Source organism: Shimia sp., from assembly GCF_965227725.1.
Lineage (GTDB): Bacteria > Pseudomonadota > Alphaproteobacteria > Rhodobacterales > Rhodobacteraceae > Shimia.
This window is the reverse complement of the sequence record NZ_CBDDGH010000005.1, coordinates 84,409-98,478: the sequence shown is the minus strand read 5'-3', so window position 1 is coordinate 98,478 and position 14,070 is coordinate 84,409. Positions and strand designations below refer to the sequence as shown.

General features: G+C 61.8%; 6 protein-coding genes. 4 read left to right on the top strand and 2 right to left on the bottom strand.

What is annotated here, in order from left to right:
* Positions 1-3: 3 nt before the first annotated feature.
* The gene (locus ACO07T_RS10760; protein WP_422049413.1) at positions 4-2,190 is read left to right on the top strand and encodes a molybdopterin cofactor-binding domain-containing protein; all 2,187 of its coding nucleotides are present in this window, start codon (positions 4-6) and stop codon (positions 2,188-2,190) included.
* 91 nt (positions 2,191-2,281) lie between these two features.
* Here ACO07T_RS10760 and ACO07T_RS10755 read toward each other — a convergent pair whose 3' ends face one another.
* Both ACO07T_RS10755 and ACO07T_RS10750 read right to left on the bottom strand, forming a co-directional pair.
* Complete coding sequence (locus ACO07T_RS10755) at positions 2,282-2,629, bottom strand: cupredoxin domain-containing protein (RefSeq protein WP_422049412.1); 348 nt, start codon at positions 2,627-2,629, stop codon at positions 2,282-2,284.
* Complete coding sequence (locus ACO07T_RS10750) at positions 2,629-3,153, bottom strand: DUF4142 domain-containing protein (protein ID WP_209083862.1); 525 nt, start codon at positions 3,151-3,153, stop codon at positions 2,629-2,631. The genes ACO07T_RS10755 and ACO07T_RS10750 overlap by 1 nt, the downstream gene beginning before the upstream one ends.
* Before the next feature lie 138 nt (positions 3,154-3,291).
* On the opposite strand from ACO07T_RS10750, the gene ACO07T_RS10745 reads away from it, so the two are divergent.
* The 3 genes from ACO07T_RS10745 to ACO07T_RS10735 all read left to right on the top strand — a co-directional run bounded on the left by ACO07T_RS10745 (position 3,292) and on the right by ACO07T_RS10735 (position 14,059).
* Positions 3,292-4,248: an AraC family transcriptional regulator gene (locus tag ACO07T_RS10745; RefSeq protein ID WP_209083863.1), complete on the top strand. Its 957-nt coding sequence runs from the start codon at positions 3,292-3,294 to the stop codon at positions 4,246-4,248.
* 111 nt (positions 4,249-4,359) lie between these two features.
* Positions 4,360-4,728 carry an SPW repeat domain-containing protein gene (locus ACO07T_RS10740; protein ID WP_422049411.1) on the top strand — a complete coding sequence of 123 codons (369 nt, stop codon included), beginning with the start codon at positions 4,360-4,362 and terminating at the stop codon, positions 4,726-4,728.
* Between the two features lie 400 nt (positions 4,729-5,128).
* Positions 5,129-14,059: an Ig-like domain-containing protein gene (locus ACO07T_RS10735; protein ID WP_422049410.1), complete on the top strand. Its 8,931-nt coding sequence runs from the start codon at positions 5,129-5,131 to the stop codon at positions 14,057-14,059.
* Positions 14,060-14,070: the final 11 nt, after the last annotated feature.

Sequence of the window (14,070 nt, the reverse complement as noted above, 5' to 3'; positions counted from 1 at the left end):
ACAATGACTGCTCATCTTTCTCGTCGCGGCTTTCTGAAATCCGCCGCCGCCGCAGGTGCCGCGCTTTATATCGGCGCCAACGCCAAAGGCGTTATGGCCGCTTCCAGCTCTGCGGACGCAGCGCTCAACCCGTTTGTGAAAATCGGCGCAGATGGCCGCGCAATCGCGCTCATCAAACACGTCGAGTTTGGCCAAGGTCCAGCCACCGGTCTGACCACGCTGATCGCCGAAGAGCTTGGCGTGACCATGGATCAGATCACCTATGAATTCGCCCCCTCTGATCCGCAGGTGTACAACAACCTGCTGTTCGGCCCCTTCCAGGGCACCGGCGGCTCCACCGCCATGGCAAACTCCTGGATGCAGTACCGCAATGCCGGTGCCGCTGCGCGCGAGATGCTGATCTCCGCCGCCGCCAAAGAATGGGGTGTGGATGCCGCCTCTCTGGACATCGTGGATGGCATGGTGACCGGTGGTGGCAACTCCGCCTCCATGGGCGATTTTGTCGCCACTGCTGCCGAAATGGACGTGCCCGCAGAGCCACGCCTGCGCGACGCCTCTGAGTGGAAGCTCATCGGCAATGACGCGACCCGCCGTCTGGACAGCCCGATCAAGGTCAACGGTAAGGCCCAATTCGCCATGGACGTGCACCTGGACAACCAGATGGTTGTGATGATCAAGCGCACCCCGCAAAAAGGCGGTGTTGTGGCGAGCTTTGATGACAGCGCAGCCAAAGACGTCAAAGGCTTCATCATGGCGCAGGCCCTGCCCACCAAACACGGTGTCGCGGTCTATGCCGAAAACACCTGGGCGGCCATGCAGGCCCGCAACGCCATTGAGGTGGAGTGGGACAATTCCGCCGCGGAAAGCCGTTCCTCTGCGGAAATCAAAGACGAGATCATGGAGGCGCTCAATGCTGAGCCAACCTACAACGTCAACAAAGCCGAACGCTCTGCGGTGCAAGCGGCCGTTGATGGCGCGGCCACGGTGGTGGAGAAAACCTTCTACTTCCCGCTTCTGGCCCATGCCCCGATGGAGCCGCTGAACTGCACCATCGAGCAGACCGCTGAGGGCAAAATCGTGCTGCATGACGGCGCACAGATGCCCACCGGCACCCACATGGCCTATCAGCAGATCTTCCAACTGCCGCCTGAGCAGATCGAGATCAACAGCATGCTGGCTGGTGGCTCCTTTGGCCGCCGTGCGACCCCTGATGCCGACTATCAGGTCGAGGCCGGTCTGGCCTTTGTGATGACCGATCGCTCCCGCCCGGTGAAACTGGTCTGGGACCGCGAAGACGACATCCGCAGCGGCTATTACCGTCCGGCCTTTGGCCACAAGGTGCGTGTGGGTCTGGACGATGCCGGGAAAATTGTGGGCTGGGATCACCAGATCGCAGGCCAGTCGGTCATCAAAGGCACCGCCTTTGAAGCGGCGCTGGTGCATGACGGCATCGACCACTCCTCGGTCGAGGGCGTGGCAGACAGCCCCTACACCATCCCCGGTCAGTTTGTCGGCCTGACCGACACCCAAAAGGCGACCAGCGTACTGTGGTGGCGCTCTGTGGGCCACACCCACACGGCCTATGTGATGGAAGTGATGATGGATCTGGCAGCGAAAGCTGCCGGTCAGGATCCTGTGGACTTCCGCCTGTCCTATCTGACCGGTGAAGGCGACGCTACCCGCAAAGCGGCAGTGCTGAAACTGGCTGCGGAAAAAGCGGGCTGGGGCAATGCTCCTGCCGGTCGCACCCAGGGCATCGCAGTGCACAAATCCTTCGGCTCCTACGTGGCAGAAGTGGTTGAAATTTCGGGCAACAACGACGACGGCATCGTGATTGAGAAAGTCACCGCCGCCGTGGACTGCGGCATCGCGGTCAACCCGGACACCGTGCGCGCGCAGATCGAAGGCGGCATCGGCTACGGCATCGGCCACGCCATGCGCGACCAGATCACGCTGGATGGCGGCGCGGTGGAACAATCCAACTTCCCGGATTACGAGCCCCTGCGGATTTCCGACATCAAGGCGATTGAAACCCACATCATCGCCTCGGCCGAAGCGCCAACCGGCATTGGTGAGCCGGGCACCCCGCCCTCCGCACCAGCGCTGGCCAATGCGATTGCCGCGCTGACTGAGGACAGTCAGCTGATCGCAGAGCTGCCAATGGCAGAATCCGGCGTCTACTTCGCCTGATAAGGGTCTGAAACGAAAAGCAAACCCGCGTCGGAGACCTCCTTCGGCGCGGGTTTTCTTTTGCGCCTCAGACCAGCGCCTTGGCAGCGGATCAGGAAATTGAAAGCGTTCCGGTCATATGCGGATGAAAGACGCAAAAATAATCGGTCTCCATCCCCTCCGTCACGGTCACCTCTGCGGATGCGCCTTTCTCGATTTCGGCGGTGTCCCAGCCAAACTCCAGCGCGGTTGCCGTATGCGGTGCCAAATCTTCGTTGGTCCAGCGGATGATGTCGCCCACCGACACCTCCAGATGCTCCGGCTCAAAGGTAAAGGAGGTGATCCGCACCTCATGGACCATGGGTTTGGCCGCCGTGGTCTTTGCGCGCAGAAACGTCAGAGCGGCCGCTGACGCGACCGCTCCTCCCATCAAGGCGCGGCGTGACAACGCACGTCCCATCACTGCAGCGCCTTCACCATCATCTCCGCATGCACCTCATGCGCCTTGAAGATCTCAAGCCCCTGCTCAAACAGCGCCTTCACTTCGGCATTGTCGATATTGGGGATCATGGTGTTCTCCACCAGCTCGTTCACCGCCTTGTGGTAGGCCAGCTCATTGGCCGCATAAGCCGCATCAAACTCCGCCCCGCGCAGCTTCACAAAGCCGGCGATGATCTCTTCGGCATTGGCATTCAAGGTCTGGCTGAAGGCATTGTCCTGCGCCGTTGCACCAAGCTTGTCCAGCAGCCCCAGCGCAGCTTCGTTCACCGCCGTATGGTCGCGGATCATGGTGTTTGCAAATTCGTGGATCTCAGGGTTGGTCGACAGGGCCAACGCCAGATGGGCATAGCGAATGTCGATGTTGTCCGCCGTATAGGCAATATGCGCATATTCCAGGTCGCTCATCTCGGCAACGTCCTGCGCAGCGGCTTGAACCCCAGTCATGGCCAGCGCCACGGCGAGTGCGGAAATCAGTTTCTTCATCTTGAGAACTCCATAGGGTGTTGCGATAAAACAGGAGTAATCGGAAGCAAGCTGCGCGATATATGCTTGAACGTCCTAAGTTTCATGCAGATCGTTCAGTTGTCTGTACAGAAGCGCTGGCACCGCTATGGTGGACACATGCTTGATCTGCTCAGTGACATCCTCAACAAACTCTCCATGCGCGGTACGCTCTACTTCCGCACCTCCTTCACCAAGCCTTGGGGCGTGGCCGTGCCGAGCTATGAAAACGTGGCCCGGTTTCACTTTGCCCATCGCGGCGCCTGTCTCGTGCGGGTCAACGGTGTCGCGGAGCCCATCGCGCTTAACCAGGGGGATCTGGTCATCATCCCCCATGGCGCGTCACATGATCTCTACTGCGGGCACGATCCCGAGCACACGGTCATGCCGCTCGATACGGTGCTGGAGCGCTCCGGCTTTGATGGATCAGGCGTGCTGGTCTACGGCGGCGAGGAGCCGCAAAGCGAAACCCAGCTGATCTGCGGCCACTTCGCCTTTGATCCCAAATCCCGCCACATCCTGATGGAGCGGCTGCCCCCCTACATTCACCTCACAAACTATGGCGAAACCGCCGGGCGGTTTATGGAGGCCACCCTGCGGGTGATTGGCGAGGAAGCCGGCGGACACAAAATGGGCGGCGATCTGATTGCCCTCAAAATGTCGGAGGCCATTCTGGCGCAAGCCGTGCGCAGCTATCTTGAAAGCGATGCCGCGCAGGACTCCGCGCTGGGTGGCTTTTCCGACAAGCATCTGAGCAAGGCGCTGGATGCGTTCCACAAAGCCCCCGCTGACAGCTGGACGGTGGAGACACTCGCTCACGCCGCAGGCATGTCCCGCACCGGCTTTGCCGTGCAATTTCGCGAACAGATGCAGATGCCGCCCATGGAGTATGTCACCGGCTGGCGCATGGAAATTGCCAAAAACGTGCTCAAACAGGGCGACGCCTCACTGACCGACGCCGCCGAAAGCGCAGGCTATGCCTCAGACTCAGCCTTCACCCGCGCCTTCAAAAAAGAGATCGGTGTCACCCCGGCCGAGTTCCGCCGGACCGAAAGAGCAGATCATTCGCATGTTTGAACGATCTGCACATACAGACGAACTTCCGAGCATTCATGAGGCTGAAACCTGCGTCTAACCTCTCCCTATCGCCGCTGATGATCAGCGCCAAAAAGAGAGAAAGACATACCCATGTTTCCACGCTTCATCACCAAAAACATCCATGCATATCTCGACTACCCTGTGGCTTTCGGCCTGATCGCCATGCCGTTTCTGTTTGGCTTGGGCGAGACCGCCCCGCTGGCCTTCTGGCTTTCGGTCCTGACCGGCATCGCCGCATTTCTTCTGACCGTGCTGACCGACCACCACCTCGGCCTGATCCGCGTGCTGCCCTACAGCGTACACCTCGCCGTCGACGGCCTCGTCGGCGTGGTCTTTGTCGCCGCCCCCATGCTGCTCGGCTTCACCGGCCTTGAGTTCTGGTACTACACCATCCTCGGCCTGACCGTTCTGCTGGTGGTCGGTCTGCATCAATCCGACGAACAAACCGCAACCGCCTGAGATTTGCAGACGGGTTAAGACAAACTGCCCACAGAAAGGGCCGCAGGCGATCTGCGGCCCTTCGTGCTTTAACGAATTGGTTAATTCTGCAATTTTCGAATTGGAGAAAAGAAGACACCGAAAGGGATCAATCTAATGGAAACAAGCGATGTGATTCTCAAAAAGAAAACTCTTTTAGCTATTGAAACTATTGCCATTCATCAAAAGCCCCTCAACGAATTTGCCTGTAATTTCAACATTTGACTGCCAATCAATTAGCCACACCTCTCGGTCATTTATTAATATTTCATTAAAATCAAACAGCTACCCACCCACCAAAAAACACCCCCTTGACGATACGGCAACCTCACCACAACCTTCAGCTTAGTTTTGGTTAATTTGTATTTCAGGGTATTTCGAAATGTTTATTTCGGTTGAAGCTGTTTCCAACCTTGAGGAAACATCTGGTGTTGATCCTAATTTTCTAAATTGGACTGTCTCTCTGGACGGGCCCTCTGCTGATGAGGTCACCGTGGATTTCCGCCTGCTGGCGGGCACCGGCGGGGTTGGTTCCAGCGGCTCCAGCACCGGGCAGACCGATGCCTACGGCTCCCTGGAAGGCACCCTCACATTTGCCCCCGGCGAGACCTCAAAAACCGTCAGCTACCGCATCGATGCGGATGCGGTGGATGAGACCGATGAAGCCGTGGTGCTCGAGCTCTTTGACCCCAGCGGCGCCGCGCTCGCAGGTGACGCCCCGGTGATCCGCACCACAGGCTGGATCCTTGATGACGACGGCACCGGCAACAACCTCGCGCTGTTTGTCTCCCGCCCGGTGGTGCTCGAAGGGGACAGCGGCCAGACGCAGGCCTCCTTTGACATCTCCCTGTCGCGCCCGGCGCCGGAAAGCTTCACCGTTGATTACACCACAATCGACGGCTCCGCGCTGGCCGGTGAGGATTACGCCGCCACCTCCGGCACCCTCACCTTTGCCGTCGGGCAGACCTCCGCCTCGGTCACCGTGCCGGTCTTTGGCGACACCAAGATCGAGCCGTCCGAGCTCTTCACCCTGGACTTCACCAAGCCCGCCCCGGTGGCCAATGTCTCCCTCGGGTCTGCGGAGATCTTTGACGATGATGCGGGCGGCAGCGCCCCCACCATTAACGTCAGCGCGGCCTCCAATTTTGAAGCCACCTCCGGCGTGGACCCCAACTTCCTGAGCTGGACCGTCTCTCTGGACGGACCCTCTGCTGATGAGGTCACCGTGGATTTCCGCCTGCTGGCGGGCACCGGCGGGGTTGGCTCCAGCGGCTCCAGCACCGGACAGACCGATGCCTACGGCACCCTGGAAGGCACCCTCACATTTGCCCCCGGCGAGACCTCCAAAACCGTCAGCTACCGCATCGATGCGGATGCGGTGGATGAGACCGATGAAGCCGTGGTGCTCGAGCTCTTTGACCCCAGCGGCGCCGCGCTTGCAGGCGACGCCCCGGTGATCCGCACCACAGGCTGGATCCTCGATGACGACGGCACCGGCAACAACCTCGCGCTGTTTGTCTCCCGCCCGGTGGTGCTCGAAGGGGACAGCGGCCAGACGCAGGCCTCCTTTGACATCTCCCTGTCGCGCCCGGCGCCGGAGAGCTTCACCGTCGATTACACCACAATCGACGGCTCCGCCCTGGCCGGCGAGGACTACGCCGCCACCTCCGGCACCCTCACCTTTGCTGCCGGGCAGACCTCCGCCTCGGTCACCGTGCCGGTCTTTGGCGACACCAAGATCGAGCCATCCGAGCTCTTCACCCTGGATTTCACCAAGCCTGCCCCGGTTGCCAATGTCTCCCTCGGCTCCGCGGAGATCTTTGACGATGATGCGGGTGGCAGCGACCCCACCATCAACGTCAGCGCGGCCTCCAATTTTGAAGCCACCTCCGGCGTGGACCCCAACTTCCTGAGCTGGACCGTCTCTCTGGACGGGCCCTCGGCCAATGAGGTCACCGTGGATTTCCGCCTGCTGGCGGGCACCGGCGGGGTCGGCTCCAGCGGCTCAAGCACCGGGCAGACCGATGCCTACGGCACCCTGGAAGGCACCCTCACCTTTGCCCCCGGCGAGACCTCAAAAACCGTCAGCTACCGCATCGATGCGGATGCGGTGGATGAGACCGACGAAGCCGTGGTGCTCGAGCTCTTTGACCCCAGCGGCGCCGCGCTCGCAGGTGACGCCCCGGTGATCCGCACCACAGGCTGGATCCTTGATGACGACGGCACCGGCAACAACCTCGCGCTGTTTGTCTCCCGCCCGGTGGTGCTCGAAGGGGACAGCGGCCAGACGCAGGCCTCCTTTGACATCTCCCTGTCGCGTCCGGCGCCGGAAAGCTTCACCGTTGATTACACCACAATCGACGGCTCCGCCCTGGCCGGCGAGGATTACGCCGCCACCTCCGGCACCCTCACCTTTGCCGCCGGGCAGACCTCCGCCTCGGTCACCGTGCCGGTCTTTGGCGACACCAAGATCGAGCCGTCCGAGCTCTTCACCCTGGACTTCACCAAGCCCGCCCCGGTGGCCAATGTCTCCCTCGGGTCTGCGGAGATCTTTGACGATGATGCGGGCGGCAGCGCCCCCACCATTAACGTCAGCGCGGCCTCCAATTTTGAAGCCACCTCCGGCGTGGACCCCAACTTCCTGAGCTGGACCGTCTCTCTGGACGGACCCTCTGCTGATGAGGTCACCGTGGATTTCCGCCTGCTGGCGGGCACCGGCGGGGTTGGCTCCAGCGGCTCCAGCACCGGACAGACCGATGCCTACGGCACCCTGGAAGGCACCCTCACATTTGCCCCCGGCGAGACCTCCAAAACCGTCAGCTACCGCATCGATGCGGATGCGGTGGATGAGACCGATGAAGCCGTGGTGCTCGAGCTCTTTGACCCCAGCGGCGCCGCGCTTGCAGGCGACGCCCCGGTGATCCGCACCACAGGCTGGATCCTCGATGACGACGGCACCGGCAACAACCTCGCGCTGTTTGTCTCCCGCCCGGTGGTGCTCGAAGGGGACAGCGGCCAGACGCAGGCCTCCTTTGACATCTCCCTGTCGCGCCCGGCGCCGGAGAGCTTCACCGTCGATTACACCACAATCGACGGCTCCGCCCTGGCCGGCGAGGACTACGCCGCCACCTCCGGCACCCTCACCTTTGCTGCCGGGCAGACCTCCGCCTCGGTCACCGTGCCGGTCTTTGGCGACACCAAGATCGAGCCATCCGAGCTCTTCACCCTGGATTTCACCAAGCCTGCCCCGGTTGCCAATGTCTCCCTCGGCTCCGCGGAGATCTTTGACGATGATGCGGGTGGCAGCGACCCCACCATCAACGTCAGCGCGGCCTCCAATTTTGAAGCCACCTCCGGCGTGGACCCCAACTTCCTGAGCTGGACCGTCTCTCTGGACGGGCCCTCGGCCAATGAGGTCACCGTGGATTTCCGCCTGCTGGCGGGCACCGGCGGGGTTGGCTCCAGCGGCTCCAGCAACGGGCAGACCGATGCCTACGGCACCCTGGAAGGCACCCTCACATTTGCCCCCGGCGAGACCTCCAAAACCGTCAGCTACCGCATCGATGCGGATGCGGTGGATGAGACCGACGAAGCCGTGGTGCTCGAGCTCTTTGACCCCAGCGGCGCCGCGCTCGCAGGTGACGCCCCGGTCATCCGCACCACAGGCTGGATCCTTGATGACGACGGCACCGGCAACAACCTCGCGCTGTTTGTCTCCCGCCCGGTGGTGCTCGAAGGGGACAGCGGCCAGACGCAGGCCTCCTTTGACATCTCCCTGTCGCGCCCGGCGCCGGAAAGCTTCACCGTTGATTACACCACAATCGACGGCTCCGCGCTGGCCGGTGAGGATTACGCCGCCACCTCCGGCACCCTCACCTTTGCCGCCGGGCAGACCTCCGCCTCGGTCACCGTGCCGGTCTTTGGCGACACCAAGGTTGAGCCGTCCGAGCTCTTCACCCTGGATTTCACCAAGCCCGCTCCGGTGGCCAATGTCTCCCTCGGGTCTGCGGAGATCTTTGACGATGATGCGGGCGGCAGCGCCCCCACCATCAACGTCAGCGCGGCCTCCAATTTTGAAGCCACCTCCGGCGTGGACCCCAACTTCCTGAGCTGGACCGTCTCTCTGGACGGACCCTCTGCTGATGAGGTCACCGTGGATTTCCGCCTGCTGGCGGGCACCGGCGGGGTTGGCTCCAGCGGCTCCAGCACCGGACAGACCGATGCCTACGGCACCCTGGAAGGCACCCTCACATTTGCCCCCGGCGAGACCTCCAAAACCGTCAGCTACCGCATCGATGCGGATGCGGTGGATGAGACCGATGAAGCCGTGGTGCTCGAGCTCTTTGACCCCAGCGGCGCCGCGCTTGCAGGCGACGCCCCGGTGATCCGCACCACAGGCTGGATCCTCGATGACGACGGCACCGGCAACAACCTCGCGCTGTTTGTGTCTTCTCCTGAAGTCATCGAAAACCTTCCGGGCGGCGCCATTGCGGTGTTTGATATCTCCTTGTCACGCCCGGCCGACAAAGATCTGAGCTTCGCGTTTCAGACCAACGCGGACACGGCCACCGCGAATGCGGACTACGCCCCCCAAACAGGTGTGATTTCCTTCACCGAAGGCCAAACCCGCGCCTTTGTGAGTGTGCCGATTGTGGCGGATCTGATCGACGAATTGGATGAAACCTTCACATTGGCCATCACGCCGACCGCTGATCTCGCCAGCGGAAACGCGGGGACCGTCGGGACGGCGACAATCATTGAAAACGGGCCGCCCCCACCGGAGCCCCCTGTCGCCGCACCGATCACAGCGAGTTTTGGTGAGGACGAGACTGGGCGTCTGGTCGATTTGCTCGACCCGGCTTTTGTCTCTGATCCCAATGGCGACGATCTGGATGTGGAAAATGTTCAGATCACCACGGAGGATGGGCGCACCGTCGGAAACAGTGTCAATCCGGAAACCGGCTTGCTGGTGCTGGGCGACGGGCAGTTTGAGGATCTCGCGCAGGGAGAAACGTTTGACATTTCGGTGTCTTACGATGTGGCCGATGGCGGTGACTCAGTTGGCAACTCCGCCACCATCACCATCACAGGAGCAAACGATGACCCGCTTGCTACAAACGACACCGCCCAAACCGGTACAGGCGCGGCGGTCGAACTTGATGTGCTGGGCAATGACGCAGACATTGATGGTGACGCACTGACCGTCTCTGAGGTCGGCAACGCCAACAATGGCACCACCGAACTCACTCCAGACGGCAGCATTCGTTATACTCCCAATGACGGTTTCACGGGGACCGACAGCTTCACCTACACCGTGTCAGACGGCAAAGGCGGCACAGACACAGCCACTGTTTCCGTCGAGGTCGGAGACCAGCAAGCATTCCGCGATTTTGCCGAATTCCAAATGAACATCGGCAACGCAACCACGCTCACCTTTGATGAGTTTAATGCGCAGGACACCCTGAGCGGAACCGAGTTTGACGGGGTGACCATTGTTGCGCGCGACATCAACGTGATCGACCCGACGTCTCTCGGACTGGTCACCGGAAGCGTAAACGTCAACTCAGCGCCCAACGGCATCTCCGCCTCAATCTTCCAGACTTCCTCCAGCGCCATCGGCTTTGACAACGGTGACGACAATTTCGAAATCGTGTTTGACGAACCTGCCGAAGTCGCAGGGCTTTGGATTGGCAATCTGGGGGCCAGCCACAACGACCCAACCACGCCGACCACCATCCAGTTTCTGTCAGCATCAGGAATAGTGCTGTTTGAAGACACCGTCACACAAGCCTCTGATGGAATCATCGGATCAGGCGCAAACAATCGGATTTTCTGCGGCCTCTCCTCTGATGTACCGATAGCGCGGATCGTGGTTCTGAATGCGGGCGGCGACGGGGATGGCATCATCTTGGACGACATTGTCTTTGGAGATGCGAATCTGGCGCCGACCTCAAATGATGACAGCGGGGCCGGGTTTGAGACCAATGAGGACACGGGCTTTGTCACCGCCTCCGTGCTGGGCAATGACGCCGATGTGGATGGTGATACGCTCACCGTGAGCGCGCTTGACACCACAGGCACCCTGGGCGCGGTCACCAACAACGGCGACGGCACCTTTGACTATGATCCAAACGGCGCCTTTGAAAGCCTTGGCGTGGGCGACAGCACCACCGACAGCTTTACTTACACCGTCTCAGACGGCAATGGCGGCACAGACACCGCCACCGTCACCATCTCCGTGACCGGCGTGAATGATGCGCCTGTGGCCGCAGATGACAGCGCCAGCACCGGCGCAGCCGCCGCCATCGACATCGCCGTGCGCGACAACGACAGCGATGTGGAAGGCGACACGCTGACCATCTCCGAGGTGGGCGACGCAGCCAACGGCACCACCGAGATCAACAGCGACGGCACCATCCGCTACACCCCCAATGACGGCTTCAGCGGATCAGACAGCTTCACCTACACCATCGACGACGGCAACGGCGGCACAGACACAGCAACCGTCACGGTCACTGTCGCCCCCGATCCCCAGCAGCCGCCGCAGGTCGCCGCGATCACCGCCGGCTTTGGCGAGGACGAGACCGGCCGCATGGTCGATCTGCTCGATCCGGCCTTTGTCTCCGATCCCAATGGCGATCCGCTGACGGTGGAGAATGTCCTGATCACCACCGAAGACGGCCGCGTGCTCGGCACCAGCCTTGATCCAAACAGCGGCAAGCTCACCCTGGATGACGGCCAGTTCGAAGACCTCGCACAGGATGAGAGCTTTGAGGTCACCGTCGCCTATGACGTCTCCGACGGCAGCGACAGCACCGCCAACACCGCAACCCTCACCATCACCGGCGCCAATGATCAGCCGGTTGCCACCGATGACAGCGGGGCCGGGTTTGAGACCGATGAGGACACGGGCTTTGTCACCGCTTCCGTGCTCGGCAATGACGCCGATGTGGATGGTGATACGCTCACCGTGAGCGGGCTTGACACCACAGGCACCCTGGGCGCGGTCACCAACAACGACGATGGCACCTTTGACTATGATCCAAACGGCGCCTTTGAAAGCCTTGGCGCGGGCGACAGCACCACCGACAGCTTCACCTACACCGTCTCAGATGGCAATGGCGGCACAGACACCGCCACCGTCACCATCTCCGTGACCGGCGTGAATGATGCGCCTGTGGCCGCAGATGACAGCGCCAGCACCGGCGCAGCCGCCGCCATCGACATCGCCGTGCGCGACAACGACAGCGATGTGGAAGGCGACACGCTGACCATCTCCGAGGTGGGCGACGCAGCCAACGGCACCACCGAGATCAACAGCGACGGCACCATCCGCTACACCCCCAATGACGGCTTCAGCGGATCAGACAGCTTCACCTACACCATCGACGACGGCAACGGCGGCACAGACACAGCAACCGTCACGGTCACTGTCGCCCCCGATCCCCAGCAGCCGCCGCAGGTCGCCGCGATCACCGCCGGCTTTGGCGAGGACGAGACCGGCCGCATGGTCGATCTGCTCGATCCGGCCTTTGTCTCCGATCCCAATGGCGATCCGCTGACGGTGGAGAATGTCCTGATCACCACCGAAGACGGCCGCGTGCTCGGCACCAGCCTTGATCCAAACAGCGGCAAGCTCACCCTGGATGACGGCCAGTTCGAAGACCTCGCACAGGATGAGAGCTTTGAGGTCACCGTCGCCTATGACGTCTCCGACGGCAGCGACAGCACCGCCAACACCGCAACCCTCACCATCACCGGCGCCAATGATCAGCCGGTTGCCACCGATGACAGCGGGGCCGGGTTTGAGACCGATGAGGACACGGGCTTTGTCACCGCTTCCGTGCTCGGCAATGACGCCGATGTGGATGGTGATACGCTCACCGTGAGCGCGCTTGACACCACAGGCACCCTGGGCGCGGTCACCAACAACGGCGACGGCACCTTTGACTATGATCCAAACGGCGCCTTTGAAAGCCTTGGCGTGGGCGACAGCACCACCGACAGCTTTACTTACACCGTCTCAGACGGCAATGGCGGCACAGACACCGCCACCGTCACCATCTCCGTGACCGGCGTGAATGATGCGCCTGTGGCCGCAGATGACAGCGCCAGCACCGGCGCAGCCGCCGCCATCGACATCGCCGTGCGCGACAACGACAGCGATGTGGAGGGCGACACGCTGACCATCTCCGAGGTGGGCGACGCAGCCAACGGCACCACCGAGATCAACAGCGACGGCACCATCCGCTACACCCCCAATGACGGCTTCAGCGGATCAGACAGCTTCACCTACACCATCGACGACGGCAACGACGGCAGCGGCACAGCAACCGTCACGGTCACTGTCGCCCCCGATCCCCAGCAGCCGCCGCAGGTCGCCGCGATCACCTCCGGCTTTGGCGAGGACGAGACCGGCCGCATGGTCGATCTGCTCGATCCGGCCTTTGTCTCCGATCCCAATGGCGATCCGCTGACGGTGGAGAATGTCCTGATCACCACCGAAGACGGCCGCGTGCTCGGCACCAGCCTTGATCCAAACAGCGGCAAGCTCACCCTGGATGACGGCCAGTTCGAAGACCTCGCACAGGATGAGAGCTTTGAGGTCACCGTCGCCTATGACGTCTCCGACGGCAGCGACAGCACCGCCAACACCGCAACCCTCACCATCACCGGCGCCAACGATCAGCCGGTTGCCAACGATGACAGCGGGGCCGGGTTTGAGACCGATGAGGACACGGGCTTTGTCACCGCCTCCGTTCTGGGCAATGACGCCGATGTGGATGGTGATACGCTCACCGTGAGCGGGCTTGACACCACAGGCACCCTGGGCGCGGTCACCAACAACGACGATGGCACCTTTGACTATGATCCAAACGGCGCCTTTGAAAGCCTTGGCGCGGGCGACAGCACCACCGACAGCTTCACCTACACCGTCTCAGATGGCAATGGCGGCACAGACACCGCCACCGTCACCATCTCCGTGACCGGCGTGAATGATGCGCCTGTGGCCGCAGATGACAGCGCCAGCACCGGCGCAGCCGCCGCCATCGACATCGCCGTGCGCGACAACGACAGCGATGTGGAAGGCGACACGCTGACCATCTCCGAGGTGGGCGACGCAGCCAACGGCACCACCGAGATCAACAGCGACGGCACCATCCGCTACACCCCCAACGACGGCTTCAGCGGATCAGACAGCTTCACCTACACCATCGACGACGGCAACGGCGGCACAGACACAGCAACCGTCACGGTCACTGTCCAGCCACCCTCTTCTGGGGGGGGGATCAATCGGGCGCTGGCTGTTTGATGACCCAAGCA

Bases quoted from the DNA above. Each gene is read 5' to 3' on its own strand.
- ACO07T_RS10760 (WP_422049413.1), top strand. From the start codon at position 4: ATGACTGCTCATCTTTCTCGTCGCGGCTTTCTGAAATCCGCCGCCGCC.
- ACO07T_RS10755 (WP_422049412.1), bottom strand. From the start codon at position 2,629: ATGGGACGTGCGTTGTCACGCCGCGCCTTGATGGGAGGAGCGGTCGCG.
- ACO07T_RS10750 (WP_209083862.1), bottom strand. From the start codon at position 3,153: ATGAAGAAACTGATTTCCGCACTCGCCGTGGCGCTGGCCATGACTGGG.
- ACO07T_RS10745 (WP_209083863.1), top strand. From the start codon at position 3,292: ATGCTTGATCTGCTCAGTGACATCCTCAACAAACTCTCCATGCGCGGT.
- ACO07T_RS10740 (WP_422049411.1), top strand. From the start codon at position 4,360: ATGTTTCCACGCTTCATCACCAAAAACATCCATGCATATCTCGACTAC.
- ACO07T_RS10735 (WP_422049410.1), top strand. From the start codon at position 5,129: ATGTTTATTTCGGTTGAAGCTGTTTCCAACCTTGAGGAAACATCTGGT.